The sequence below is a fragment of the Pseudomonas sp. SWRI111 genome (assembly GCF_014268555.1).
Lineage (GTDB): Bacteria > Pseudomonadota > Gammaproteobacteria > Pseudomonadales > Pseudomonadaceae > Aquipseudomonas > Aquipseudomonas hamedanensis.
Genome location: NZ_JABWQQ010000002.1, coordinates 223,420 through 247,805, shown reverse-complemented (window position 1 = coordinate 247,805; position 24,386 = coordinate 223,420). Strand labels below are relative to the sequence as shown.

At 61.2% G+C, this 24,386-nt stretch carries 24 protein-coding genes; 11 read left to right on the top strand and 13 right to left on the bottom strand.

What is annotated here, in order from left to right; genetic code table 11:
* The first annotated feature begins 40 nt into the window (after window positions 1–40).
* From hflK (HU755_RS04650) to cfaB, 5 genes are all read left to right on the top strand, one after another.
* Window positions 41–1,999 (top strand): protease modulator HflK, encoded by a 1,959-nt coding sequence (hflK, locus tag HU755_RS04650; RefSeq protein ID WP_186630763.1) that lies wholly within the window; start codon window positions 41–43, stop codon window positions 1,997–1,999.
* Window positions 1,996–3,036, top strand: a complete 1,041-nt coding sequence (gene hflC / locus HU755_RS04645; protein ID WP_186630762.1) for a protease modulator HflC — start codon at window positions 1,996–1,998, stop codon at window positions 3,034–3,036. Before hflK (HU755_RS04650) ends, hflC begins: the two co-directional genes overlap by 4 nt.
* The gene (gene hflK, locus HU755_RS04640; protein WP_186630761.1) at window positions 3,033–4,082 is read left to right on the top strand and encodes a protease modulator HflK; all 1,050 of its coding nucleotides are present in this window, start codon (window positions 3,033–3,035) and stop codon (window positions 4,080–4,082) included. The genes hflC and hflK (HU755_RS04640) overlap by 4 nt, the downstream gene beginning before the upstream one ends.
* A complete protein-coding gene (locus tag HU755_RS04635; protein ID WP_186630760.1) occupies window positions 4,079–5,986 on the top strand; it encodes a heavy metal translocating P-type ATPase in 1,908 nt (635 codons plus the stop codon). The genes hflK (HU755_RS04640) and HU755_RS04635 overlap by 4 nt, the downstream gene beginning before the upstream one ends.
* A gap of 177 nt (window positions 5,987–6,163) precedes the next feature.
* Complete coding sequence (gene cfaB, locus HU755_RS04630; protein ID WP_186546177.1) at window positions 6,164–7,351, top strand: C17 cyclopropane fatty acid synthase CfaB; 1,188 nt, start codon at window positions 6,164–6,166, stop codon at window positions 7,349–7,351.
* Between the two features lie 29 nt (window positions 7,352–7,380).
* Here cfaB and cls read toward each other — a convergent pair whose 3' ends face one another.
* Window positions 7,381–8,820: a cardiolipin synthase gene (gene cls, locus HU755_RS04625; RefSeq protein ID WP_186630759.1), complete on the bottom strand. Its 1,440-nt coding sequence runs from the start codon at window positions 8,818–8,820 to the stop codon at window positions 7,381–7,383.
* A gap of 131 nt (window positions 8,821–8,951) precedes the next feature.
* Between cls and HU755_RS04620 the strand changes: the two genes are divergently transcribed.
* Window positions 8,952–9,470 (top strand): DUF3617 domain-containing protein, encoded by a 519-nt coding sequence (locus HU755_RS04620; protein WP_186546175.1) that lies wholly within the window; start codon window positions 8,952–8,954, stop codon window positions 9,468–9,470.
* 71 nt (window positions 9,471–9,541) lie between these two features.
* Here HU755_RS04620 and HU755_RS04615 read toward each other — a convergent pair whose 3' ends face one another.
* The 7 genes from HU755_RS04615 to HU755_RS04585 form a co-directional block, all read right to left on the bottom strand.
* The gene (locus HU755_RS04615) at window positions 9,542–10,873 is read right to left on the bottom strand and encodes a dihydroorotase (protein ID WP_186630758.1); all 1,332 of its coding nucleotides are present in this window, start codon (window positions 10,871–10,873) and stop codon (window positions 9,542–9,544) included.
* Between the two features lie 3 nt (window positions 10,874–10,876).
* Window positions 10,877–11,437, bottom strand: a complete 561-nt coding sequence (locus tag HU755_RS04610) for a carbonate dehydratase (RefSeq protein ID WP_186546173.1) — start codon at window positions 11,435–11,437, stop codon at window positions 10,877–10,879.
* On the bottom strand, window positions 11,434–12,309 hold the full coding sequence (locus tag HU755_RS04605; RefSeq protein ID WP_186630757.1) for a metal ABC transporter substrate-binding protein: 876 nt from the start codon (window positions 12,307–12,309) through the stop codon (window positions 11,434–11,436). The genes HU755_RS04610 and HU755_RS04605 overlap by 4 nt, the downstream gene beginning before the upstream one ends.
* Before the next feature lie 11 nt (window positions 12,310–12,320).
* Window positions 12,321–13,187 (bottom strand): metal ABC transporter permease, encoded by an 867-nt coding sequence (locus HU755_RS04600; RefSeq protein ID WP_186546171.1) that lies wholly within the window; start codon window positions 13,185–13,187, stop codon window positions 12,321–12,323.
* Window positions 13,187–13,855: a metal ABC transporter ATP-binding protein gene (locus tag HU755_RS04595; protein WP_186630756.1), complete on the bottom strand. Its 669-nt coding sequence runs from the start codon at window positions 13,853–13,855 to the stop codon at window positions 13,187–13,189. Before HU755_RS04595 ends, HU755_RS04600 begins: the two co-directional genes overlap by 1 nt.
* Complete coding sequence (gene folE2, locus HU755_RS04590) at window positions 13,852–14,748, bottom strand: GTP cyclohydrolase FolE2 (RefSeq protein WP_186630755.1); 897 nt, start codon at window positions 14,746–14,748, stop codon at window positions 13,852–13,854. The genes HU755_RS04595 and folE2 overlap by 4 nt, the downstream gene beginning before the upstream one ends.
* Window positions 14,749–14,927: 179 nt before the next feature.
* The gene (locus HU755_RS04585) at window positions 14,928–15,305 is read right to left on the bottom strand and encodes a glutamine synthetase (protein WP_186630754.1); all 378 of its coding nucleotides are present in this window, start codon (window positions 15,303–15,305) and stop codon (window positions 14,928–14,930) included.
* Between the two features lie 179 nt (window positions 15,306–15,484).
* Between HU755_RS04585 and zigA the strand changes: the two genes are divergently transcribed.
* Window positions 15,485–16,690 (top strand): zinc metallochaperone GTPase ZigA, encoded by a 1,206-nt coding sequence (zigA, locus tag HU755_RS04580; protein WP_186630753.1) that lies wholly within the window; start codon window positions 15,485–15,487, stop codon window positions 16,688–16,690.
* Window positions 16,690–17,340 (top strand): DUF1826 domain-containing protein, encoded by a 651-nt coding sequence (locus HU755_RS04575; protein WP_186630752.1) that lies wholly within the window; start codon window positions 16,690–16,692, stop codon window positions 17,338–17,340. Before zigA ends, HU755_RS04575 begins: the two co-directional genes overlap by 1 nt.
* Window positions 17,341–17,343: 3 nt before the next feature.
* Here the strand turns inward: HU755_RS04575 and HU755_RS04570 are convergent, their stop codons facing one another.
* Window positions 17,344–17,700 (bottom strand): NADH:ubiquinone oxidoreductase, encoded by a 357-nt coding sequence (locus tag HU755_RS04570; RefSeq protein ID WP_186546165.1) that lies wholly within the window; start codon window positions 17,698–17,700, stop codon window positions 17,344–17,346.
* 41 nt (window positions 17,701–17,741) lie between these two features.
* On the opposite strand from HU755_RS04570, the gene HU755_RS04565 reads away from it, so the two are divergent.
* Entirely contained in the window at window positions 17,742–18,716 is a 975-nt protein-coding gene (locus HU755_RS04565) for a GTP-binding protein (protein ID WP_186630751.1), read from the top strand.
* On the opposite strand, the gene HU755_RS04560 is transcribed toward HU755_RS04565, so the two are convergent.
* The gene (locus tag HU755_RS04560; RefSeq protein WP_186546337.1) at window positions 18,713–19,126 is read right to left on the bottom strand and encodes a DUF3301 domain-containing protein; all 414 of its coding nucleotides are present in this window, start codon (window positions 19,124–19,126) and stop codon (window positions 18,713–18,715) included. The genes HU755_RS04565 and HU755_RS04560 overlap by 4 nt on opposite strands.
* A gap of 117 nt (window positions 19,127–19,243) precedes the next feature.
* Here HU755_RS04560 and pdxY point away from each other — a divergent pair, with 117 nt between their 5' ends.
* Complete coding sequence (pdxY, locus tag HU755_RS04555; protein ID WP_186630750.1) at window positions 19,244–20,116, top strand: pyridoxal kinase PdxY; 873 nt, start codon at window positions 19,244–19,246, stop codon at window positions 20,114–20,116.
* Between the two features lie 117 nt (window positions 20,117–20,233).
* On the opposite strand, the gene HU755_RS04550 is transcribed toward pdxY, so the two are convergent.
* Window positions 20,234–20,716: an acyl-CoA thioesterase gene (locus HU755_RS04550; protein ID WP_041073853.1), complete on the bottom strand. Its 483-nt coding sequence runs from the start codon at window positions 20,714–20,716 to the stop codon at window positions 20,234–20,236.
* 280 nt (window positions 20,717–20,996) lie between these two features.
* Here HU755_RS04550 and HU755_RS04545 point away from each other — a divergent pair, with 280 nt between their 5' ends.
* Window positions 20,997–22,760 carry a cation:proton antiporter gene (locus HU755_RS04545; RefSeq protein ID WP_186630749.1) on the top strand — a complete coding sequence of 588 codons (1,764 nt, stop codon included), beginning with the start codon at window positions 20,997–20,999 and terminating at the stop codon, window positions 22,758–22,760.
* A gap of 21 nt (window positions 22,761–22,781) precedes the next feature.
* On the opposite strand, the gene HU755_RS04540 is transcribed toward HU755_RS04545, so the two are convergent.
* Window positions 22,782–23,189, bottom strand: coding sequence for an SMI1/KNR4 family protein (locus tag HU755_RS04540; RefSeq protein ID WP_003187120.1), 408 nt, complete (start codon window positions 23,187–23,189; stop codon window positions 22,782–22,784).
* Window positions 23,190–23,323: 134 nt separating this feature from the next.
* Complete coding sequence (locus HU755_RS04535) at window positions 23,324–24,199, bottom strand: Tim44 domain-containing protein (protein ID WP_186630748.1); 876 nt, start codon at window positions 24,197–24,199, stop codon at window positions 23,324–23,326.
* Window positions 24,200–24,386: the final 187 nt, after the last annotated feature.

Sequence of the window (24,386 nt, the reverse complement as noted above, 5' to 3'; positions counted from 1 at the left end):
CGTAACGCTATGAATGGCGAGCCAAAGAGTTTGGGGTGATATGCAAGTCGATCTGCAGGTTGATGGCACGTCGGTCAGCGCATTGCCGCGCTTTCAGCAAGCGGCGGTGCAGGGGCGACGATTGCGCAGGCTGGCCTTCGGTCTCGGCACACTGGCCGGTGGTTCATGGGCACTGGCGTTGTTGGTTGCGCTGTTTGCGGCGCAATCGCTGTGGATCCCGTGGCTGGTTAATCAGGGGGCGGCGCTATGGCTGCTGGTCGCCGGGCTGCAATCGGCTTGGCGGGTGACGCAATGGCGCGCGCGGGTGATTACGCCCGTGGAGGCGCCGCCTTCGCAGGATGAGCCCGTGCCGCCTGAGGGTTGGTATGAGCGGCTGTTGGACCGGCTGAGTCAGCGCGGTGCGCAGGCGCTCGACCAAATCGGCCCGGCGACGCTGTGGCTGGGTGGATGGGCGCTGCTGGTGTTGCTCGGCATCGAACAGGCCTGGGGCCTGACGTTGCCGAGCGCAGCGTTGGGTGTGTCTGCTTCCGTCGGCGCGGCATTGGCGTTGTCGCTGGCGTTCGGTCTGTTGGTCGTGGAACGGCAACTGGCTCAGGAGCACCCGGCGCAATGGCCTGAGGCGGCGGCGCTTGCCCGGTTGGTCCGGGTGCCGATTACCAGTTTGGTGTTGGGCGGGCTGTGTTTGTTGTTTGCCAGCGAGGGCGCGATATGGCCGGTGCGCCTGGCCGTGTTGATCGGGCTCTTGCCAGGCCTGGTCGCGATCGAGCTGCTGCTGCGCGCGGTTCTGTCGCTGTTCACGCCTCGCCGCGAACAGCTTGAACCGACGTTGCTGTCGCGCAGTTTTGTCGCCGATCTGCTGCGCTGGCCGCCACAACCGTTGCTTGCCTTGCAGGATGAATTGCACAACCGTTTCGGCATTGATCTACGGCAGATCTGGGCGTTCAGCTACATGCGCCGTGCGTTGCTGCCGGTGCTGGCGCTGGTTGCTGTGGTGGCTTGGCTGCTGACCGGCATTCATGAAATTCCACTGCAAGGTCGGGGCATTTATGAGCGGTTCGGCAAACCGGTGCAGGTGTTCGGCCCCGGCCTGCACGTCGGCTGGCCCTGGCCGTTAGGGCGGGTGTTGAGCGTTGAGAATGGCGTGGTGCATGAGCTGGCCACCAGCGTCGGCGCCAATCCTGCGCCGGCCTCACTCGATCCCGCTGAAGGCCCGGCACCGCTTGCGGCCAACCGGTTGTGGGACGCCAGTCATGTCAACGATAAGTCGCAGGTGATTGCCAGCAGCCGGGGCGGGCAACAGAGCTTCCAGATCGTCAACATGGACGTGCGCTTCGTTTACCGGATCGGTCTGGACGATCAAGCAGCCCTCGCCGCTACCTACAATCACGCCGATGTACCGACGCTGATTCGCAGTACCGCCAGCCGAATTCTGGTGCACGACTTTGCCTCGCGCACGCTGGATGGTTTGCTCGGACAGGACCGGGTCGGTCTGGCCGAGGAAATCGGTCGCGCGGTGCAAAGTGACCTGAAGACCCTCGACAGCGGGGTGGAAATACTCGCCACGGTCGTCGAAGCCATTCATCCACCCGCCGGCGCGGCGAATGCTTACCACGGCGTGCAAGCGGCGCAGATTGGCGCGCAGGCGCTGATCGCCCGGGAACGCGGTGCCGCCGCGCAAGCCAGCAATCAGGCGCAGTTGCAAGCCACGCTTGCGCGCGACAGAGCCAGCGCCAGCGCCCGCGAGAATCAGGCCACCGCGCAAGCGGCGGACCTTAAATTCAGCGCCGAGCAAAAAGCCTATGCCAGTGCCGGTCAGGCTTTTGTGCTGGAACAATACTTCGCGCAACTCAGCCAGGGCCTGGGCAAGGCCAAACTGTTGCTGCTCGACCACCGTCTGGGCGGCAGCAGCAATGCGCCGACCATCGACCTGCGTACGTTTACGCTGCCGGCTGATCCGACGCCCGCGCGCACCACCGTTCAACCAGGAGTCGCCCCTTGAGCCAGTCGCCCACTCACGACCATCACGATCACAGCGGCCACGCTCATCACCACGGCGGGCACCACCATCATGGGCATCATCACCACGGTGCAGGGGAGGAAGCGGCGGGACCGTTTCCCTGGCGACGCATGGCATGGGCGGCGCTGTTAGTCGCCTTTGCTCTGGCGGCCGCAAGCCTGGTGCAAGTGCGTTCCGGCGAAGCGACTGTGATTACCCGTTTCGGCAATCCCGCCCGGGTCCTGCTTGATCCGGGCCTGAGCTGGCGCTGGCCAGCACCGTTCGAAGCGGCGATTCCCGTTGACCTGCGCCTGCGGACCACCTCCAGTGGCTTGCAGGATGTCGGCACGCGCGACGGTTTGCGCATCATTGTGCAGGCTTACGTGGCATGGCAGGTGCAGGGCGATCCGGACAACGTACAGCGCTTTATGCGTGCGGTGCAGAATCAGCCGGACGAAGCCGCGCGGCAGATTCGTACCTTCATCGGTTCGGCCCTGGAGACCACTGCCAGCAGTTTTGATCTGGCCAGTCTGGTCAACACTGATGCCAGTCAGGTGCGCATCGGCGATTTCGAGGCGCAGTTGCGCCAGCAGATTGATCAGCAATTGCTCGCCACTTATGGCGTGCGTGTATTGCAGGTCGGTGTTGAGCGGCTGACATTGCCGTCCGTAACGCTCACGGCCACGGTCGACCGGATGCGCGCCGAGCGTGAAACCATCGCCACCGAGCGCACCGCGATCGGCAAACGCGAAGCGGCGCAGATTCGCTCTGCTGCCGAGCGCGACGCACGCATCGTCCAAGCGGACGCGACGGTGCAGGCCGCCGAGATCGAAGCGCAGTCGCGCGTCGAAGCCGCGCAGATTTACGGCCGCGCCTACGCCAGCTCACCGCAGCTCTACAACCTGCTGCGCTCGCTGGATACTCTCGGCAGCATCGTTACCCCAGACACCAAATTGATTTTGCGTACTGACGCCGCACCTTTCCGCGTACTGGTAGACGGCCCGCCGACACTGGACAGCAAAGCCGGGTCGCAGCCATGAATGATGAAGTTCCACGTGGAACACCCGCATTGAACGGTCCATGGATTCAGGCCGGACGTTTGGCTTTTTTAGCCCTGTATGCGGTGACGGTGCTGGCCGCGCTGGCTTGGGCATTCTCCAACGTCCGGCAGATTGATCCGCAATATCGCGCAGTTGTTTTGCACTTCGGCGCTCTCGACCGGGTGCAAAATGCCGGTCTGTTGCTGGCTTGGCCACAGCCGTTCGAGCAGGTGGTGTTGCTGCCGGCAGCGGATCGGGTGATTGAGCGCCGAGTCGAGAATCTGCTGCGCAGCGATGAAGCGCTAAAGGCCGATCGAGTCGCGTCCTTTGCCACACCGTTGAGCGATGCGCTGGCCGGCTCCGGTTATCTGTTGACCGGTGATGCCGGTGTGGTGCAACTGGATGTGCGAGTGTTCTACAAAGTCACCGACCCCTATGATTTCGTCCTGCAGGCCGATCACGTGCTGCCGGCACTCGACCGACTGGTGACGCGCAGTGCGGTGGCGCTCACCGCTGCCCGTGACCTGGACACCATTCTGGTCGCTCGCCCGGAATTGCTCGGATCTGACAATCAGGCCGCCGAGCGCCGCGAACGCCTGCGTGGCGATCTGGTCCACGGCATCAACCAACGCTTGGCCGAACTGAAGGCGGCGGGGCAGGGTATCGGTATTGAAGTGGCGCGGGTCGATGTGCAATCGAGCTTGCCGGATCCCGCCGTCAGCGCGTTCAACGCGGTTCTGACGGCCAGTCAGCAAGCTGACAAGGCAGTCGCCAATGCGCGCACCGACGCCGAAAAAGTCACCCAGATGGCCAACGAACAGGCCGATCGAACTCGCCAAGTGGCCCATGCGCAAGCCGGCGAACGTTTGGCCAAGGCCAGCGCTGACACGGCCACCGTGTTGAGCCTGGGCAATACCCGCGATCCGCAATTGCTCCTGCGTTTCTACCGTGAGCGCATGCCGAAAATTCTTGGTCAGGCCGGTTCCGTGACCACAGTCGACCCGAAAGACGATTGCCGCCTGATCATTCAGGGAGCCAGCCAATGACTGCATCCACCCCTGCACCGAGTCTGTTGTCCTCGGCCGAGCAACGCCGCGCCGCCCGTCAACTGACCCTGGCGATGCTGGCGCTCGGTCTGTTGGGCCTCGGCCTGGTCTGGCGCTGGCTGTTGCCGGAGCAGACCGGCGTCAGTCAGTTGCTGCTCGGCGTCGCTTCGTTGCTGGTGGCCGTCCCGGTGATGCGTTCGGCCTGGTACAGCCTGCGGTATCCGAGTCTGCACGGCATCACCGATCAATTAATCGCCCTGGCAATGTTGGGCGCGTGGGCGACCGGCGATCTGCTGACCGCTGCGTTGCTGCCGATCATCATGATTTTCGGCCACGTGCTGGAGGAGCGGAGCGTCATCGGCTCCCAGGAAGCCATTCATGCGCTCGGCCAATTGACCCGCAGCCACGCTCGCAAGATTCTGGCCGATGGCACGATCGTCGAGGTGGACAACGGCACACTCCGATCCGGTGACACCGTTGAGGTGCGTGCCGGTGATCGGGTGCCCGCGGACGGGCGAGTGTTGGCCGGCCAGGCGAGCCTCGACACCGCGTCGATTACCGGTGAATCGGTGCCGGTGGAAGCGGGCGTCGGCATGTCGGTGTTTGGCGGCGCGATCAACCTCGATGGGCTGCTGCGCATCGAAGTCACGCGCACCGGGGATGAATCGACGCTCGGCAAAGTCATCGCACTGATGCAAAACGCCGAGCGCTCGAAGCCGCCAATCACCCGTTTGCTCGAACGGTATGCCGGCAGCTACATGGTGTTGGTGCTGATGCTGGCGGCGGTGACCTGGTTCATTACCCACGACGCGCAAGCGATGCTCGCGGTGCTGGTGGCGGCGTGTCCCTGCGCGTTGGTCCTGTCGGCGCCAGCCACCGCGATTGCCGGGGTTGCCGTCGCTGCGCGGCACGGGATTCTGATCCGCAGCTCGGCGTTTCTCGAGGAGTTGGCCGACCTCACCTCGTTGGTGGTCGACAAGACCGGCACCCTCACCTTCGGCACTTTGCGTTTGCACTCGATCAACACGCTGCACGCGGACACCTCGACGCTCCTGGCGCTGGCCGCCAGTTTGGGCGCGGCGAGCAGTCATCCGGTGAGCCGGGCGCTCGCCGGACTGGGCCAGCAAAAGGATGCGCTGCCACTGAGCGACATCCACGAACGGCAGGGCCTTGGTGTGGTTGCCATGACCGCGCAGGGCCAGGCAGCGCTAGGCCGGCCAGAGCTGTTTGCGCAACTGGGCGTAGTCACCACAGCTGTCCCGGCTCACGACGGGCCGATTGCCGGCTTGGCGTTGAACGGTGAATTTCTCGCCTGGCTGTTGCTCGCCGACACGGTCAAACCGGAAGCGCGATTTGCCCTCGGCGAATTGCGCGAACTGGGCCTCGGCCGTCAATTGCTGCTGACCGGTGACCGTCAGAGCGTGGCGCAGTCGCTGGCAGAGGAGGTCGGCTTGCACGAGATCGAAGCCCAGGCCTTGCCCGAGGACAAACTGAATCGGGTGCTCAAGGAAATCGACAGCGGCTTCCGCCCGATGGTGGTGGGCGATGGCATCAACGATTCGCTGGCTCTGAAGGCCGGCGTAGTCGGTGTGGCGATGGGCGCGGGAGGCGCGGATATCGCGCTGGCCTCGGCGGACATCGTGCTGATCGGCAGCGATCTGCGCAGGCTGGGTACTTGTGTACGGCTCAGCCGCCAATGCCGGCGGACATTGCAGGTCAACGTAATCATTGGGCTGGGCTGGACGCTGGCCATCGTGGTGTTCGCCGCGTTCGGCTGGCTGGGCGCCGCCGGGGCGATGATTGCCGCGTTGTTGCATAACCTCAGCACGTTGCTGGTGTTGGGCAATGCTGGTCGCTTGTTACGCTTTCAAGAGCCGCTGCTCAAGCTCGAGGCCGATACATGACAAGAATTTCATCGAACTGCGCCTGACGTTGGCAGTCCTTTATTCTGAGGGCGTTCGCCAATGACTGCCTGGCTGAAGCGTCCGTAGCGATAGATACGGCTAATCATATCGATAGCCTGCTATTTTTCTGCAATGGGCTACCCTCAGATCTGACGTCTGAAACAAGGGGGGATTTCCATGCTCGCGCAACTTCCACCGGCCTTACAGAATCTGCAGCTTCCGCTTCGCCTGCGTCTCTGGGACGGCCATGAGTTCAATCTGGGGCCAACGCCCAGCGTTACCATCGTGGTCAAGGACCCACAGATGGTCAGTCAGTTTACCCATCCAAGCCTGGACGCCCTCGGGGCCGCCTTCGTCGAAGGCAAACTCGAACTGGAGGGTTCGATCAGCGAGGTGATTCGGGTCTGTGACGAATTGAGCAGTGCCTTGCTCGATGAAAACGAAGGCAGTCATCCCGAGCGCAAACTGCACGACAAGGAAACCGACGCCAAAGCCATTTCCTACCACTACGACCTGTCGAACGCGTTCTACCAGCTCTGGCTGGACAGCGACATGGCGTATTCCTGCGCGTACTTCGAAACCGGCAGCGAGACGCTTGAGCAAGCGCAACAAGCCAAATTCCGTCATTTATGCCGCAAGTTGCGTTTGCAACCGGGCGAATACCTGCTGGATGTCGGTTGCGGATGGGGTGGTCTGGCCCGCTTTGCGGCCCGCGAGTTCGGCGCCAGGGTGTTCGGTATCACCTTGAGCCAGGCGCAACTGGAACTGGCCCGGGAACGGGTCAAAGCCGAGGGCCTGGACGACCAGATCGAACTGCAACTGCTCGATTATCGCGATCTGCCCCAAGATGGTCGCTTCGACAAAGTCGTCAGCGTGGGCATGTTCGAGCACGTCGGCCACGCCAATCTCGCGCAGTACTGCAAAGCCCTGTTTGGCGCGGTGAAAGAGGGCGGGCTGGTGATGAACCACGGCATCACCGCCAAGCACACCGATGGCCGCCCGGTCGGGCGAGGCGCCGGGGATTTTATCGAGAAATACGTGTTCCCCAACGGCGAACTGCCGCACCTGTCGATGATCAGCGCCGAGATCAGCGAAGCGGGGCTGGAAATCGTCGACGTCGAGAGCCTGCGGCTGCACTACGCGCGCACGCTGGATCACTGGAGTGAGCGGCTGGAGGACAACCTCGAAGCCGCCGCAAAACTGGTGCCAGAGCAAGCCCTGCGCATCTGGCGCCTTTACCTGGCCGGTTGCGCTTACGCTTTCGCACGCGGCTGGATCAATCTGCACCAGATCCTCGCAGTGAAAGCGCACCCCGACGGTAGCCATGAACTGCCATGGACGCGCGACGACCTCTACCACCCGTGACGCTCAACTGGCTGAGACGCTGAGGCTGTTCAGAGGATCGGTGAAATCAGCCGGGCGATTCGCATGCCGACCTGTTGCAGGCGGTGGATCTCCCGGCTTTCCTCTTTGGCAATTTCACTGGCCTGGGCGAAGTCATCGATCAGCATCTGCTCCACGGACGTGGCGAACTCGCTGTCGACGGTCAGCAACATCACTTCGAAATTCAGCCGGAACGAACGGTTATCGAGGTTGGCGCTGCCGATGGCGCTGATCTCGCGGTCGATCAATACCACTTTCTGATGGAGAAACCCGGGCTGATAGCGGAACACCCGCACCCCGGCTCGTACCGCTTCGAAGGCATACAGACTGGAAGCTGCATAAACGATGCGGTGATCGGGCCGCGACGGCAGCAACAGTCGGACGTCCACGCCGCGTAAAACCGCCAGGCGCAGCGCGGCGAACACGGCTTCATCGGGGATGAAATAAGGGCTGGTGATCCACACCCGTTCGGTTGCCGCATGGATTGCTTCGACGAAAAACAGCGAACAGGTTTCGTAGGCATCCGCCGGACCGCTGGCGAGCAGTTGGCAGAGCACGCCGTCTTCGGGGTACGCGTCCGGGAGGATCAATGGCGGCAAGGTCCGCGCGGCCCAGAACCAGTCCTCGGCAAACGACTCCTGCATGCACGCGACCACCGGGCCACGCACCTGCACATGGGTATCGCGCCACGGTGCCAGCGGCGGTTTTTCACCCATGTATTCATCGCCAACGTTATGCCCGCCGACAAACCCGAGCACGCCATCGACCACGACAATTTTGCGGTGGTTGCGGAAGTTGACCTGGAACCGATTGAGCCAGCCACTGCGCGTGGCGAAGGCTTTGACCTCGACGCCGGCATCGCGCAAGGCCTGCACATAGCGGTGGGGCAGGGCGTGGCTGCCGATGCGATCGTAGAGCAGATGAATGATCACGCCTTCAGCGGCCTTCTTGAGCAGCAAATCCTGCAAGCGCTGGCCGAGCCGGTCGTCGTGAATGATGAAAAACTGGATCAGAATCGCTTCCTTCGCGTGTTCGATCGCTTGGAAGATTGCGTTGAAGGTTGCGTTGCCATTGATCAGCAATTGCACTTCGTTGTTGGCCAGGCAGGGCATGCGGCCCAGCTTGGGCATGGCCCGCAAGGAAGCATAGGCATTCGATGCGCGAGCGGCGAGGGCTTCTTCCACCCACGGCCGCCAGTTCAACTCGGAAATCGCCAGGCGCATCTGTTCGTTGGCCTGGCGCCGCGCCTTGATATAGCCATCGAAAGTACTGCGGCCGAACACCAGGTAAGGAATCAGCGTGAGGTAAGGAATGAAGATCAGCGACAATGCCCAGGCGATCGAGCCTTGCGCGGTGCGCACGGTGAGCACCGCATGGAGGGCAGCGATGAGGCCGAGGGTGTGTAGCAGGGCAATCAGATAACCGAAAAGGTGCGGTCCGAAGTAATCCATGGGGCAGCCTTGCTCCGCGAGAATCAATGCTTAACAGACCATGTTCTACCGCGAATGTCGCTATTTAATTGGGGCATGAACCGAAGCGATTGGCCGACGTCTAACGGCCACTACTGATCAGGAGTTTTTCGATGAACGTTCGTCTGCTGGGTTTGGCGCTGGGCCTGGGTTTGGCATTGCCGGTGGTTGCGCAAGCGCAGATGCTGCAGCCAGGGCTGTGGGAGATGTCTTCGAGCAATCTGAAGGTCGATGACCAGGCGATGGATGTGCAATCGATTCTTGGCCAGATTCAAGGTCAGATCACGCCGCAACAGCGCGCTGCGCTAGAGAAGAACGGCATCAATATTGGCGGCAAGGGGATCCGTGCCTGCCTGACACCTGAGCAAGTAGCGACCAACGATATCCCTTTGGCCGACCCGCAATCGGGCTGCAAACAGCAGATCACCGAGCGTAACGGCAACCAGTGGAAATTCCGCTTCAGTTGCCCGAAAGCCCAGGGGACGGGTGTAGCGACATTCCTCAGCGATCGAGAATTCACCACGGTGGCCAACGGCACGTTCAATGCCATCGGCATCAATCAGAAGGGCAGCCTGGAAACCCGCGCCGTGTGGCTCGGTCAGGACTGCGGCACCGTCAAACCACGCGCCTGAACCCTGCCGCCAGCCAGCTCGCTCTCCTGTTTTTTGCGGAAGCGAGCCTGCTCGCGGAAACGTCAGCCAAGTCAGCGCATGAACCTTAACGCCAACCCCCGACACTGCTCATTTATCCGACCCTCGTGCCAGGCGATTTGCCCCGACACCATGGTCAGGCTCACCCGGTGCCGAAAGCTGCGCCCGGCAAACGGCGTCCATCCGCACTGCGACAGAATCGGTTGCTGATTCACTTCAAATGCCTGCGCAGCGATCAGCACCAGATCCGCCCAGTAGCCCTCGCGCAAATACCCACGATCCGGAATGGCAAACAGATCTGCTACGCGATGGCTGGTCTTCGCCACCAGCGTGGTGATCGGTAGCACGCCCTCTTCGACCAGCTCCAGTAACGCCGGCAAGGCGTGTTGCACCAATGGCAGACCGGCAGGCGCCTGGGCATAGGGCCGTTGTTTTTCTTCCCAGGTATGCGGCGCGTGGTCACTGCCGATGACATCCAGGCGATTGCTGTTCAACGCCGCGCGCAGGGCGTCGCGGTCAGCCTGGGTCTTGATCGCCGGATTGCATTTGATCAGGTTGCCGAGGTCGGCATAGCCGCGATCGTCAAACAGCAGATGGTGCAGGCAAACTTCCGCGGTGATGCGTTTGTGCGCCAGTGGTTTATCTTCGAACAGCGCCAGTTCACGCGCGGTCGTCAGGTGCAGGACATGCAAGCGGGTGCCGTGACGTCGGGCCAGTTCCACCGCCAGACTTGAAGACCGATAGCAGCTTTCGGCGTTGCGGATCAGTGCGTGCGCTGTCGGCGGCAGACGGTCACCGAACTGCTCATGCAGGTTGACTGCATTGGCGTCGATGCTCGGCGTGTGTTCGCAGTGGGCCAACAGAATCGTCGGCACTTCGGCAAACAGCCGCTCGAGCGTCGCCGGGTCATCCACCAGCAGATTGCCGGTCGACGCCCCCATGAACACTTTCACACCGGCCACCTCACAGGGATTGAGCGCGGCCACTGTATCGAGATTGTCGTGACTGACACCGAAGTGAAAGCCGTAATTGGCCACCGAAGTGGTTGCCGCCCGGTGCTTCTTGTCTGCCAGCGCTTCGAGGGTCAGCGTCGCCGGTTGGGTGTTGGGCATGTCCATGAAACTGGTGATGCCGCCTGCCACCGCTGCGCGCGACTCGGTGTAAAGGCTGCCCTTGGCCGGCGCCCCGGGCTCACGGAAATGCACCTGATCGTCGATCATGCCCGGCACGAGCCATTGACCGTTTGCATCGATCTCCAGCGTCGCCCGTTCGCCTTCAATGCTGCGGGCGATTTTGACGATGCGGCCATGGCTGACCAACAGATCGCCTTCCACTTCGCGCCCTTCGTTGACCAGCCTTGCGTTGCGAATCAGCACGCTGTTCATGGCTCAGAACTCGTTCTGCAAGGCTTTGTAGCCACGCACCAGATCGACATTGGTGCGTGCCACGTCTTCGGAAAACTCCGATGCGCTGACGCTTACCGGCGGGAATTGCGTGAGGTCGGTGGTCGGGCCGATGCGCGTGGTAGACGGTACGTAAAACGCATCGGGCAAATCCCGGCCGTCGACCACCGAGTTGTGCCGCACCACGCAGCCGTTGCCGACGACGCAGTTGAACAGCACGCTGTTGAACCCGATGAACACCCGGTCGCCGACCACGCAGGGACCATGCACGATCGAGCGATGGGCAATCGAACTGAATTCGCCGATGGTCACTGCCGCGCCGGATTTCGAGTGGATCACCACGCCATCCTGGATGTTCGAATTGGCGCCAATGGTGATTGCCTCCATCTCGCCTGACGCATCTACTTCATCGGCGCGGATGACCGCGTAGGGACCGACGAAGACGTTTTCGCCAATTACCACTTTGCCGCAGATGATTGCGGTTTTATCGACGTAGGCCGACTCAGCAATGGTCGGCAGATCGCCCGAAGGATTCTTGCGGATCATGGTTGGCTCAACGCGTTGTAAAGGGTGTTGAGGTTGTATTCGAACAGTCCGGTGAACGTGCTCGCCGGCCCGCTGGCAGCGAGGGCATCGGAGTACAGCGTGCCGCCGATGTGCGCGCCGCTTTCATCGGCGATCTGCTTGAGCAGGCGTGCGTCCTTGATGTTTTCCATGAACACCGCTTTGACCTTGGCCTGACGGATCTGGGTAATCAGCGCAGCCACTTCGGCGGCCGACGGTTCGCGCTCGGTGGACAGTCCCTGTGGCGCCATGAAGTCGATACCGTAGGCCTGTCCGAGATAGCCGAAGGCGTCATGGCTGGTGACGATCTTGCGGTTGCCCGCTGGCAGCGCACCGAGTTTGGTTTTTGCTTCAGCGAGCAAGGCGTAGATCTGCTTGAGGTAGGTCTGGCTATTGCGCTCGTAGTCCGCCTCGTTCGCCGGGTCGGCAGCGATCAGCGCCTTGGTGATGTTGCCAACGTACAACTCGGCGTTAGCCAGATTGTGCCAGGCGTGCGGGTCGGGAACGGTTTCGCCATCTTCATCCAGTGAGCGCGGAATCAAGCCGCGACTGGCACTGATGACTGTGGCTTTGGTGCCGGTACTGGCCACGAGGCGATCCAGCCAAGGCTCGAAACCGAGACCGTTTTTGATAATCACGCGTGCCTTGAGCAAGGCTTTGGCGTCGTCCGGGGTCGGCTCGTAAGTGTGGGCATCGGCGTCCGGGCCGACCATGCTGGTGATCTGCACATGATCACCGCCAACTTGATGAACCATGTCGGCGAGGATGCTGAAGCTGGTGACCACCGGCAATTTTTCCGCCGCCGACAATGACATCGACAACAACAGACTGAACAGCACGACCAAGACGCGCATCAGGAAACACCTCATAGGGATGTGAGCAAAGGAGGGCGGCGCAACAAACCGTGAACCGGCCCGAACACTACGGACAGCAGATAACCCGCCCCGGCAACCAGCACGATGGCCGGGCCGCTGGGCAGCGAGTAATAGAACGACAGCAACAATCCGAGCCATACCGACAGGCAGCCGATCAGCGCGGCGATTGCGATTAGCATCGGCAGGCGGCGGCTCCAGAATCGAGACGCGGCGGCGGGGAGCATCATCAGTCCGACGACCATCAGCGCGCCGATCGCCTGAAACCCGATCACCAGATTGAGCACGACCAACGTCAGGAATACGCCATGGGCGAGTGGGCCGAGGCGGCTGACGGTGCGCAGAAATAACGGGTCCAGTGTGTCGAGCAGCAGCGGTTTGTAGATCAGCAGCAGGGTGATCAGGCTGATCGCCGAGACCCACAGCATGCCGTGGAGTGTCGGGCCGTCGACGGCCAGTGCCGAGCCGAATAGCAGATGCAACAGGTCCAGACGTTTACCGGCAATGCCCAGTATCAGTACGCCACTCGCCAAGGAAATTGGATAGATCGCGGCAAGGCTGGCGTCTTCGCGCAGGCCGGTGCGGCGAGTGATCCAGGCCGCGAGCCCTGCCATGCTCATGCCCGCGCCGAGACCGCCGAGCGTTAGCGCCGGCAGGCTCAGGCCGGCGAACCAGAAGCCCAACGCCGCACCGGGGAGAATGCCGTGCGCGACGGCGTCACCGATCAGGCTCATGCGCCGCAGAATCAGAAACACGCCCAGTGGCGCCGTGCTGCAAGCCAGTACCAATCCGCCCAGCAAGGCGCGACGCATGAACATGAACTCACTGAACGGTTGCCAGAAGTGAGCGAGGGTGAGCATCAGGCCACCTGCGCATGCGGTGTCTGTTGAATCACTTCGGTGCTGGGACCATAGACGCAACGGCTGTTCTTGATCAGCAATGTCCGGGGGATGTGTTGGCGCACAGCGCTGAGATCGTGGCAGACCACAACGATCGTTCGGCCTTCGGCGTGCCAGGCGTGGATGTGTTGCCAAAGCAGCGCCTGGCCCAGTTCATCGAGGGCAGCATGAGGCTCGTCCAGCAATAATATCGGGGCGTCGGCGAGGCTTAGCCGCGCGAGCAGGGCACGTTGCAGTTCGCCACCAGAGAGGGCCATCAACGGGCGATGGCCTAGGCCGCTCAGATGCCAGTGTTCCAATGCGGCATTAAGGCGTTGCGTGCGCAGCTGCGTCGAGAGCCTGCGTCCCCAGAACCCGGCGGCGACCAACTCTTCCAGGCTGATCGGGAATTGTCGATCCAGGTGCTGCTGCTGGGGCAGGAACGAGAGCCCGCTCTGGCGTGGAATACTCAGCGCCACGTGGCCCGCCAACGGTTTTTGCAGCCCGGCGATGACCTTGAGCAGGCTGCTTTTTCCACAGCCGTTAGCGCCAACGATGGCAGTCAGGCTCGCACTTTCCAGTTCAAGATCCAGCGGTGTCGTCAGTGGGTGGCCGGGTGCACCCCAACTCAGGGAATGGCAGCGAATCATGCTTGCTCCCGACGCCAACTGCTTTCAGCCACAGCATCATGGGCGTGAAGGCTTTCAGCGTGGATGACTTTCAAGTGGAACTGGCTGACGCCTTGGGTGCGGCGCAGCGCCAGATTCAAGCGTCGCGCAGCGTCTTCGCAGAACATCAAGTTCTGGCCATTGGCGAGCGCGAACGCTTGTTCATCGGCGCGTTTCACTGCGGTTTGTACGGCGGTGCCGAGCGCTGCTTCGACGTCATCAATAACCTTGATCAGCGGCAACTCGCTGAGGGACTCGTTCAGGTGCAGGCGTAACTGCGCGGTGCTGCGTTGGCTATGCGGTGTCGCGACGATGCCTTTGGTCGACCCCAGCCAGGCCAAAACATCCGCGTGCTCAAGTGATTGGTTGGCGAAGTCGTCGATAAATTGCTGCTGAATCAGCTGGCGGGCTAATGCTGCAGAACATGGGCAAGTGGAGGAATAGGGCACTTCGATTTCTAGTTCCACGTGGAACATTTGGTTCTTCAAGCGCGCGGAAACGCTCACCGGATAGGATTTCCATCCCGCGAGAGGACTGACCAGCGCCGGTCTGTTCAGCAGTAATTCGGTGCGGATATTCAGGTACGCGCAGTGCGATAAACCTGCGTGGCTCTGCAGAAACTGCTCAAGAACCTGGCGCAGTAAAGCGGGGGAAAGTGCCTCTTGCGCGAGAGGCTCCAATGCCACAAACAGGCGCGACATATGAATGCCGCGTGCCTCACCATCATCCAGACTGACGCCTGCATCGGCCTTGGCGGTCATCCGTTGCCCCTCCAGCCATACAGGCAATGCGATGCCGCGCATGCCCACCCAGTCGAGGGGCAAGGCCTCACGAGCGGCCTGCGCGGCGATGTCCGGTAGCGTCAACGCGTTCATGTTCAGACTCATCGTGTGATTTCATTTAATGTTATATTATAACAATAAATAACACGATAGCTTTTTCATGAACACACTTTCATGTTACATCCGCAGCCCGAGCGTTCCACGTGAAACACCGCATTCTGCGCTACAGCCAAGGCTAATCCCGTCCGGAATGCATTGGGCAAAACGACGATCTAACAGCCGGTCACCCGGCTGCACGTGAATTTCGCCCTGCTTCCCCCCGAACTCGAGAAGCGATTGATGGTGGTCCAACCCACCCGCCGGGTGTAGCCAACCCATGCTTCGCCATCGGAGGCGATCCCGGTGAAGAAGGTCAACTGGCCAAAGCGGCTATTGGTCTGTGCCCAATACCGATTGCCGTTCTTTTCGAACCCGCGCAAGTACAGCGTCGTACCGACGGTATTGACGCTATAGGCGTTGCCCTCGGCATCCTGACACGCCAGCAGATTTGCGCTACGCGTGCAGGTGGCGAGTTCCGGCAGTTGCGCCCAGGCGTTGCCCGTCACCAGTAACGCAAAGCTCAATATCAAGCGCCTCAGCGTAGCGTTCATCGTCGTGTCCTGAGTTTGATTCACTCTTTACCGAAGGAAGCCAAAGGAGGGCTCGCTTGTTTATATTGTTATACTATAACATAAATCGAAAGCCAGCCTGGGCACTGCCGATTACCAGCGCTAAAACGCAATGCGCCAGCAAAAGCGCACATCGGCTGCCACCTGTAGAGGATTATCCAATGTCAGCCGAACTGCCTGTGACCGTACTTTCAGGATTTCTCGGTGCCGGAAAAAGTACGCTTCTCAATTACGTACTACGTAACCGGGCCGGACTGCGTGTAGCCGTCATCGTTAATGATATGAGCGAAATCAACATCGATGGCAGTGAAGTTCAGCGTGATGTCAGCCTGAACCGCGCGGAAGAAAAAATCGTCGAGATGAGCAACGGCTGCATTTGCTGTACGTTACGCGAAGACCTGCTGGAAGAGGTCAGCAAGCTCGCCCGCGAAGATCGCTTCGATTATTTGCTGATCGAGTCCACCGGCATCTCCGAGCCACTGCCCGTAGCGGAAACGTTCACCTTTCGCGATGAGCACGGGCAAAGCCTCAGTGACATCGCGCGTCTGGACACCATGGTCACGGTGGTCGACGGCATGAACTTTCTACCGGACTTTCAGGCTGCCGAAAGCCTCGCCTCGCGTGGCGAGATTCTCGGGGAAGAAGACGAACGCTCCATCACCGATCTGCTGATCGAGCAAATCGAGTTCGCCGACGTGTTGCTGATCAGCAAAATTGACCTGATCAGCCAGCGTGAACGCGAAGAATTGATCGCGATCCTGCAACGCCTTAACGCCCATGCCGAAATCATCCCGATGGTGATGGGTGAGGTACCGCTGGAGAAAATCCTTAACACCGGTCGTTTCGATTTCGCCAAAGCCGCACAGGCACCTGGCTGGCTGCAAGAGTTGCGCGGTACACACACACCGGAGACCGAGGAATACGGCATCGCCTCAACGGCCTACCGTGCGCGCCGGCCTTTTCATCCGCAACGCTTCTTCAGTTTCATCGACCGTCCATGGCCGAACGGCAAACTGCTGCGTTCCAAAGGCTTCTTCTGGCTCGCCAGCAAGCCCACGGACGCGGGCAGTTGGTCGCAGGCCGGCGGTTTGATGCGCCATGGTTTCGCCGGCCGCTGGTGGCGTTTTGTGCCGAAGGACCAGTGGCCACAGGACCAGGAGAATACCCGCGCCATCATGGAGAACTGGACGCCGAGCGTCGGCGATTGTCGCCAGGAGCTGGTGTTCATCGGGCAGAACATCGATTTCGCCCGACTGTCTGCCGAGCTGGACGAATGCCTGCTGACCGATGATGAAATGGCACTGGGTGTCGACGCTTGGCGGTTGCTGCCGGATCCGTTCGGCGCCTGGGACGAAGAGGCCGCATGATGCTTGCAATGAAACCATTACAAGGGCGGACTCGCCTGCACCATCAGGGGCCGACGCCTACAGCGCTGGCGCGAATCCTCGATGACGACGTCAACCTCGCCATCTGGCAGCGGCAATTGCCCCTGCATGTCGCCGATTTTGCCCGTTTGTTGCTGTCGCTCGACGAACCCCTGGCGGAGTCGTTGTGCCTTGAGCTTGCGGATGAGGACAGCGAGCCGGATCTGGCCGGGCTGGCCGCAGGATTTCGCGACCTTGAGGACTACGAAGGCTTTGTTGCCGACCTGAAATGGCTGGTCGGTGCCTTCGCCTGTCTGTTGGGCGCGCGACGCATCGGCCTGCGTCTGCGCGCGTTGGATAAGGCGATGTGTCCCCGTTTCCATGTCGATCACGTGCCCGTACGCCTGATCACCACCTACGCCGGCGTGGGTAGCCAATGGCTTGAGGAAGGCGTGATGGATCGCAGGCAACTGGGTCAGGCCAACGCGGAGCCTCAGGATGCCGCACAGATTCAGCAACTCCGCTGCGGCGAGGTCGCGCTTCTGAAAGGCGAGAAATGGCACGGTAACGAGGGTTTCGGGCTGATCCACCGTTCGCCGCACCTGGCCGTCGGCGAACGTCGGCTGATAGTGACCCTCGACTGGCTCGGCTGACCGTCAAGGCTTGCGCCATGATCCGCGGCTTTGTGCTTCGCAATAGGGCTTCAGGTAGGCTGCATCGGTCGCCACGCCGTAATAGTGGATATCCTGGCGATAGGGCATATTGGCAACCTGCGCGTTGCTGCACACGCCGAACGCACCGCTCGGGCACTGGTCGAGGTATTGCACCTCGACTTTCTGCCCGGCCAGCGTCGGTTGGCAGAAACCGCCGCTGAACAGTTTTTTCGGGATGGAGCGATTCTGCTGGCAGACTTTGACATCGAGGCGCTCGCCCTGGCTGTGCACCAGACAGGCCTGAGCCAACGCTTCGCTCGACACCAGCAGCAACAGCAACGACCATCCCATCCAGCGCATTTGCAAACTCCTCAAAAACGTTCTTCAAAGAAATGCCCACCATGCTGCAGAACATTCCGACCCATGTCATCGCAGGCCCCCTGGGCGCCGGCAAGACCAGCCTGATTCGCCACCTGATGGCGCAGCGACCGGAGGGCGAACGCTGGGCGGTGCTGATCAACGAGTTCGGCCAGATTGGCCTGGACGCGGCGCTACTGAGCAATGACGCCGATGGTATCGCACTGGGCGAAGTGGCCGGCGGCTGTTTGTGTTGCGTCAACGGCGCGCCGTTCCAGATCGGCCTTGGCCGATTGCTGCGCAAGGCCAGGCCAGACCGGCTGTTTATCGAACCGTCCGGACTGGGTCATCCGGCGCAGCTCCTCAAGCAGTTGAACGAGGCTCCGTGGCTGGGTGTGCTGGCGGTTCAGCCCTGTGTGCTGGTGCTGGACGCGCAGGCTTTGCACGCTGGGAAAACGTTGCCGCAGGCCCAACGGCAAGCACTGACTGACGCAGGTCTGTTGCTGCTGAACAAGGCGGAAAACCTTGATCAAGCGGCGCGAGAAGAAATCGCCAGCCAGTTGCCAGCCGTCAGCCTGATCTGGACGCAGCAGGCGCAACTGTCCTTGAGCGAGTTACCCGGGCGGACAGCGCGAGCCTTGGAGGGGGTCGATAAGCTGGAGATGCCCAAAGGCCTGGGCCAGATCCCGGCCGTCTGGAGCGATCCGGCGCTGCCGATCTGCCTGAGTCAGGCCCAGGCGGGGGGCTGGAGCATCGGCTGGCGCTGGCATCCGGGGCAGATGTTCGATAAGCAAGGCATCATCAAGTGGCTGACACGCCTTGATTGGCAACGGGCCAAGCTGGTTATCCACAGCGCGGATGGCTGGGTGTCGGCGAATGCCCTGGATAATGCCGAACTGACCTGGCGCGCCAGCGAATGGCGAAAAGACTCGCGCCTTGAGCTGATTTTTACCGAGCCGCAGAATATCGATAAGTTACAGGCGGGGCTGGCGCGATGCCGGCTCGGTGAATCAGCTTAAGGTTTCCACTTCGTGTGTTCCTGCCGCCACTGGCTGAGCTCCACCACTTGCGCCCGCGGTTTTTGCACCTCAACCACCGGCGGTGTGTCGTCGAACGGCGCGGGGTAGGGCGCCAGTTCGATCTGTGCGCTGTGCGCGCCGAATTGCGTGACCGTACCGTTGTGGCGGCTTTCGCCCGTCACGGTGAACTCGAAATTGTAGACCCGCGCCAGGCGGCGTCGCCCGTTGGCGTCCTTGATCAAGCCGATCTTTTTCAGGGCCACGTTGCCGTCAAGCAGCTCGACGCCAACGTTGAGGCAATGCTGCTTGACCCGTTCCAGCGCCCGTTCGCGCAAGCCGTGGTTGTGCCATAACCACGCACCGGCAGCGGCGAACAGCATCAGCACAAAGATGTTTTCCAGGGTCAGCATCAACATCGAACTCCAAAAGATGGCATCAGCTTAACTGCGTCGCCGGTCTGTCGTACAGGCTGTGTTTCGTCGCATACTGCGCGGCTTGAATTTCAATCGTTTTACGGAATGCCCCGAATGAAACGTACGCCTCATCTGCTCGCCATCCAGTCCCATGTGGTGTTCGGCCACGCCGGCAACAGCGCAGCGGTTTTTCCGATGCAGCGGGTCGGGGTCAACGTCTGGCCGCTCAATACCGTGCAGTTTTCCAATCACACTCAGTATGGTCAGTGGGCCGGGGAAGTGTTGGCACCGCAGCAGATTCCCCAGCTGATCGAAGGCATCGCCGCGATTGGCGAACTGGGCAACTGCGATGCGGTACTGTCGGGTTATCTGGGCAGCGCTGCCCAGGGCCGGGCAATTCTCAGCGGCGTAGCGCGTATCAAATCGGTCAATCCGAAAATGCTCTACTTGTGTGACCCAGTGATGGGTCATCCCGAGAAGGGCTGCAGCGTGCCGACCGAGGTCAGCGATTTCCTGCTGGACGAAGCGGCGGCAGTGGCGGATATCCTGTGTCCGAACCAACTGGAGCTGGACAGCTTTTCCGGGCGCAAGCCGCAGTCGCTGTTCGATTGCCTGGCGATGGCGCGAGCGCTGCTGGCGCGTGGGCCGAAGGCAGTGCTGGTCAAGCATCTGGACTACCCGGGCAAACCGGCGGATGGCTTCGAGATGCTGCTGGTGACGGCTGAGGGCAGTTGGCATCTGCGCCGCCCATTGCTGGCGTTTCCGCGTCAGCCGGTGGGTGTTGGCGACCTGACGTCCGGCCTGTTTCTGGCGCGGGTGCTGCTCGGCGACAGCCTGCTGGCGGCGTTCGAGTTCACTGCAGCGGCGGTGCACGAGGTGCTGCTGGAAACTCAGGCGTGCGCCAGTTATGAGTTGCAACTGGTGCGGGCGCAGGACCGGATAGCGCATCCGCGGGTAAAGTTCGAAGCGACAGCGATCAGTCTGTAACACCGAGTCGTCTTTATTCGCGAGCAGGCTCGCTCCCACATTTGGAGTGTGTTCCACCTGTGGGAGCGAGCCTGCTCGCGAAAGCTATCTATCAGCCGGCATCAATCCAGCGTCTGATCAAGCGTCGCCCTTGATCTCCTGATAACGCTTCTCCAGTTCCTGACGAATCTGCCGACGCTGCTGCGCCTGCATGTAGCGGCGCTTGTCTTCGCTGTTCTGCGGTTGCAGCGGCGGTACCGGGGCAGGCTTGCGCTGGTCATCGACCGCGACCATGGTGAAGAAACAACTGTTGGTGTGACGCACCGAGCGTTCGCGGATGTTCTCGGTCACCACCTTGATGCCGACCTCCATCGAGGTATTGCCGGTGTAGTTGACCGAGGCGAGGAAGGTCACCAGTTCGCCGACATGGATCGGCTCGCGGAAAATCACCTGATCCACCGACAGGGTCACCACATAGCGGCCCGCATAGCGGCTCGCGCAGGCGTAGGCCACTTCGTCGAGGTATTTGAGCAGGGTGCCGCCGTGGACATTGCCAGAGAAGTTGGCCATGTCGGGGGTCATCAGTACCGTCATCGACAGCTGGGCGTTTCCGGGTTCCATAACGTTCTCACGGATCAAGGCTGATTGCTGGAAGCACCTCTGCGGGCGCCTGGTCGCTTTTCAAAAAGCACCGTTATCGGGACGCCGGGCGACGGGTCGCCGTCACGCGGGGTGTCGATCTGTTTCCATATATTGCACCGGCTTCCAGACGGAAGTCGCGGTGTTAACCTGCAAAAGCCCTGCCCAAGGGCAATTCCCACACCAAAAGCGGATTTTTACCCTGCTCGCGCAGACCGTTCTGACGTCTGTCCGTGAGCCTCGTGATCAAGGAGCCCACGCCATGCATGCCATCAGTTTCATTCAGGATCTGGCAGTGATCATGTTGCTCGCAGGCGTGGTGACCGTGTTGTTTCATCGTTTCAAGCAGCCGGTGGTGCTTGGCTACATCGTCGCCGGCTTCATCATCGGCCCACACACGCCGCCGTTCGGCCTGATCCACGACGAAGAAACCATCAAGACCCTCGCCGAGCTCGGGGTGATATTCCTGATGTTCTGCCTCGGCCTGGAGTTCAGCCTGCGCAAGCTGTTCAAGGTCGGCGCCACGGCGTTTATCGCGGCGTTTCTCGAAATCATCCTGATGATCTGGATCGGTTACGAAATCGGCCGCTGGTTCGACTGGAACACCATGGACTCGCTGTTCCTCGGCGCGATCCTGGCGATTTCCTCGACGACCATCATCGTCAAGGCTCTCAATGATCTGAAGATGAAGAACGAGCGCTTTGCCCAGTTGATCTTCGGCGTGCTGATCGTTGAAGACATCCTCGGCATCGGCATCATCGCCTTGCTGTCGAGCATTGCCGTCAGCGGCACAGTGAGTTCGGGCGAGGTCTTTTCCACAGTCGGCAAGCTGTCGCTGTTCATGATTGTCGCGCTGGTCATCGGCATCCTTCTGGTGCCGCGCCTGCTGGCCTACGTGGCGAAATTCGACAGCAACGAGATGCTGCTGATCACCGTGCTCGGCCTGTGTTTCGGCTTCTGCCTGCTGGTGGTCAAGCTCGAATACAGCATGGTCCTCGGCGCCTTCCTGATCGGCGCGATCATGGCCGAGTCGCGGCAACTGCTGAAGATCGAACGGCTGGTCGAGCCGGTTCGCGACCTGTTCAGCGCGATTTTCTTTGTCGCGATCGGCCTGATGCTCGATCCGCTGATCCTCATCGAATATGCCTGGCCGATCGCGGTAATCACCGTGGCTGTGGTGCTCGGCAAGATGTTGTCCTGCGGCCTCGGCGCGTTTATCGCCGGCAATGACGGACGTACCTCACTGCGGGTTGGCATGGGTCTGTCCCAAATCGGCGAGTTCTCCTTCATCATCGCCGCGCTGGGCATGACTTTGCAGGTCACCAGCAATTTTCTTTATCCGGTCGCCGTGGCTGTGTCGGTGATCACCACGCTGCTGACGCCATACCTGATCCGGGCGGCGGATCCGCTGTCGATCAAGCTGTCTGCCGTCGTGCCCAAGCGTCTTGGCCGCGTGCTGGGCATGTACGGCGAATGGTTGCGCAGCATTCAGCCGCAAGGCGAGGGCGCGATGCTGGCGTCGATGATCCGGCGGATTCTTTTGCAGGTCGGGGTGAATCTGGCGCTGGTGATTGCGATCTTCTTTGCCGGCGCGTATTTCGCCGAGCGCATGTCGCTGTGGCTGCAAGACTGGATTGGCGACCCGAGCTGGCAGAAGGCATTGATCTGGGGCGGGGCGCTGCTGGTATCGCTGCCGTTCCTGATAGCTGCGTACCGCAAGCTCAAGGCGCTGTCGATGCTATTGGCGGAGATGGGCGTCAAGCCGGAAATGGCCGGGCGTCACACGCAGCGAGTGCGCCGGGTGATCGCCGAAGTGATTCCGATCCTCTCGCTGCTGGTGATTTTCCTGCTGTTGGCAGCCTTGTCGGCCAGTATCCTGCCGACCAACAAGTTGCTGGTGCTGATTGCCGTGGTCGCGGCCGCCGTGGCGGCGCTGCTTTGGCGCTGGTTCATCCGTGTGCATACGCGGATGCAGGTGGCCTTGCTGGAAACCCTCGACAACCACAAGGAGTCGTCGGGGCATTGACCACTCGGGGCGTCAGGCGAATCAGCTTTCCAGCCAGACGTCCCGCGCCCAGTGCCAGACCGATTCCCAGGTCTCTTCGGCAATCAGCTCTTCCTCGGCCTGCCACAACACCACAGTGCCGTCTTCTTCGACACAGTAGTAATCGTCGCCGTCCTGGCAGATAGGGATCAGGCTGCGATCGACACCGGCATCCCAGGCATTGGCGGCGACGTCCGGCAGGTAAGTGTGTGATTGCGGGTCGGTGACCGTCACCGGTTCCAGGCTGCCGTACACCACATCGCTGACCGTCAGCAAAAACTCCCTGAAAACAAACGGGATATCGATGAACAGTTGTTCTTCGATTTCCACCAGCAGGTCTTCGTCAGGCAACTCCAGCGGAACCGGCACGGGTTCGTTGGCTTCGCGCAGTTGTTCGATGATTTCTTCCACGTCCGGGATCCTCTTGCTGAATGGCGCGGTTCATATGGGCCGGTTTATACAGTAGCTCGCTATAGATGCAACCGTGAAATGAAAAACCCCGGCCTGGGCCGGGGTCTGTTACCACAAGGAAGCGCAGGAAGGGATCAGCCGTTCTGGCGGATACCGGCCACCAGCCAAGGCTGGTTCTCGCCCTGCGGACGTTCCATGTTCCAGCTCTCGCTGAACACTTCGCCCTGGTCGAAACGCGAAGTTTTCGAAACGCCGGTGAAGGTCAGGGTGGCGATGGTCTTGTCGGCACGATCGTCGACGCCGTCCAGTTGCACCTGCAGGTTGTCGATGTAAGTCGACTGGAAGCCCTCGCCCAGGTCCGCACGCTCACGCTTGAGGAAGTCGAGCATTTGCGGGGTCACGAACTCGGCGATCTTGTCCATTTCGTTGGCGTCCCAGTGCTGCTGCAGCGACTGGAAGTGGCTACGCGCGGCTTCAAGGAAGTTCTGCTCGTTGAACCACGCCGGTGCGTTGATCACTGGGCGGGCGGCAGCAGGCGCGGCCGAACCACCGAAGATCGAACCCATACCGGCAGGCTTCTGCTCGAACACTTCACGCTGCATCGGCGCGCCGGCCGGAGCCAATTGCTCCTGCTGCTTGCGACGACGGGCGGCGATGAAGCGGAAGATCACGAACGCGATCAGGGCCATGATCAGGATGTCGAAAATCTGCATGCCCTGGAAGCCGCCGCCCATGAACATGGAGGCGAGCAGGCCACCGGCGGCGATACCGGCCAGCGGGCCAAGCCATTTCGAGGCACCGCCGGCCTTGGCCGCAGCGCCTGCGGCACCGGCAGCACCCGCGGTTGCGGCGGCGCCGCCCACGCCTGGAGAAGAAGGAGCCATCTGGCTGGTCTGGTGCGTCGGCGCAGCGCCGGCGCTTTTGCCACCACCAAAGCGCTTGGCGTTGGCGTCGAGGCTCATCGTCAGGCCGATGCACAACGCCATGGCGATGCTAAGAAAACGTTTCATAAAAGGTATTCCCGTTTTGTGGAGACTCGCGCGTCATGTTGCACAGCTGAAGTGTTACTGGCTAGCGAGAGAGTGTTTCGGGCTTTTGCCTGACAGGTTGCGTTCAGCTTGGCGAGGCAATCGGCCGATGTACTTTTGGCTGTAGGAAAAGACGATTGGTTCAGAGAGATTTTTGGTCAGAGCACTG

Excerpts from the sequence above, each read along its gene's own strand:
- HU755_RS04635 (WP_186630760.1), top strand. The coding sequence starts at position 4,079 with ATGACTGCATCCACCCCTGCACCGAGTCTGTTGTCCTCGGCCGAGCAA.
- HU755_RS04570 (WP_186546165.1), bottom strand. The coding sequence starts at position 17,700 with ATGCGCTGGATGGGATGGTCGTTGCTGTTGCTGCTGGTGTCGAGCGAA.
- pdxY (WP_186630750.1), top strand. The coding sequence starts at position 19,244 with ATGAAACGTACGCCTCATCTGCTCGCCATCCAGTCCCATGTGGTGTTC.
- HU755_RS04600 (WP_186546171.1), bottom strand. The coding sequence starts at position 13,187 with ATGCTCACCCTCGCTCACTTCTGGCAACCGTTCAGTGAGTTCATGTTC.
- HU755_RS04550 (WP_041073853.1), bottom strand. The coding sequence starts at position 20,716 with ATGGAACCCGGAAACGCCCAGCTGTCGATGACGGTACTGATGACCCCC.
- HU755_RS04585 (WP_186630754.1), bottom strand. The coding sequence starts at position 15,305 with ATGAACGCTACGCTGAGGCGCTTGATATTGAGCTTTGCGTTACTGGTG.
- HU755_RS04610 (WP_186546173.1), bottom strand. The coding sequence starts at position 11,437 with ATGATCCGCAAGAATCCTTCGGGCGATCTGCCGACCATTGCTGAGTCG.
- HU755_RS04560 (WP_186546337.1), bottom strand. The coding sequence starts at position 19,126 with ATGCTGACCCTGGAAAACATCTTTGTGCTGATGCTGTTCGCCGCTGCC.
- HU755_RS04545 (WP_186630749.1), top strand. The coding sequence starts at position 20,997 with ATGCATGCCATCAGTTTCATTCAGGATCTGGCAGTGATCATGTTGCTC.
- zigA (WP_186630753.1), top strand. The coding sequence starts at position 15,485 with ATGTCAGCCGAACTGCCTGTGACCGTACTTTCAGGATTTCTCGGTGCC.
- HU755_RS04595 (WP_186630756.1), bottom strand. The coding sequence starts at position 13,855 with ATGATTCGCTGCCATTCCCTGAGTTGGGGTGCACCCGGCCACCCACTG.
- cls (WP_186630759.1), bottom strand. The coding sequence starts at position 8,820 with ATGGATTACTTCGGACCGCACCTTTTCGGTTATCTGATTGCCCTGCTA.
- hflK (WP_186630761.1), top strand. The coding sequence starts at position 3,033 with ATGAATGATGAAGTTCCACGTGGAACACCCGCATTGAACGGTCCATGG.
- HU755_RS04605 (WP_186630757.1), bottom strand. The coding sequence starts at position 12,309 with ATGCGCGTCTTGGTCGTGCTGTTCAGTCTGTTGTTGTCGATGTCATTG.
- cfaB (WP_186546177.1), top strand. The coding sequence starts at position 6,164 with ATGCTCGCGCAACTTCCACCGGCCTTACAGAATCTGCAGCTTCCGCTT.
- HU755_RS04615 (WP_186630758.1), bottom strand. The coding sequence starts at position 10,873 with ATGAACAGCGTGCTGATTCGCAACGCAAGGCTGGTCAACGAAGGGCGC.
- HU755_RS04575 (WP_186630752.1), top strand. The coding sequence starts at position 16,690 with ATGCTTGCAATGAAACCATTACAAGGGCGGACTCGCCTGCACCATCAG.
- HU755_RS04620 (WP_186546175.1), top strand. The coding sequence starts at position 8,952 with ATGAACGTTCGTCTGCTGGGTTTGGCGCTGGGCCTGGGTTTGGCATTG.
- HU755_RS04535 (WP_186630748.1), bottom strand. The coding sequence starts at position 24,199 with ATGAAACGTTTTCTTAGCATCGCCATGGCGTTGTGCATCGGCCTGACG.
- folE2 (WP_186630755.1), bottom strand. The coding sequence starts at position 14,748 with ATGAACGCGTTGACGCTACCGGACATCGCCGCGCAGGCCGCTCGTGAG.
- HU755_RS04565 (WP_186630751.1), top strand. The coding sequence starts at position 17,742 with ATGCTGCAGAACATTCCGACCCATGTCATCGCAGGCCCCCTGGGCGCC.
- hflK (WP_186630763.1), top strand. The coding sequence starts at position 41 with ATGCAAGTCGATCTGCAGGTTGATGGCACGTCGGTCAGCGCATTGCCG.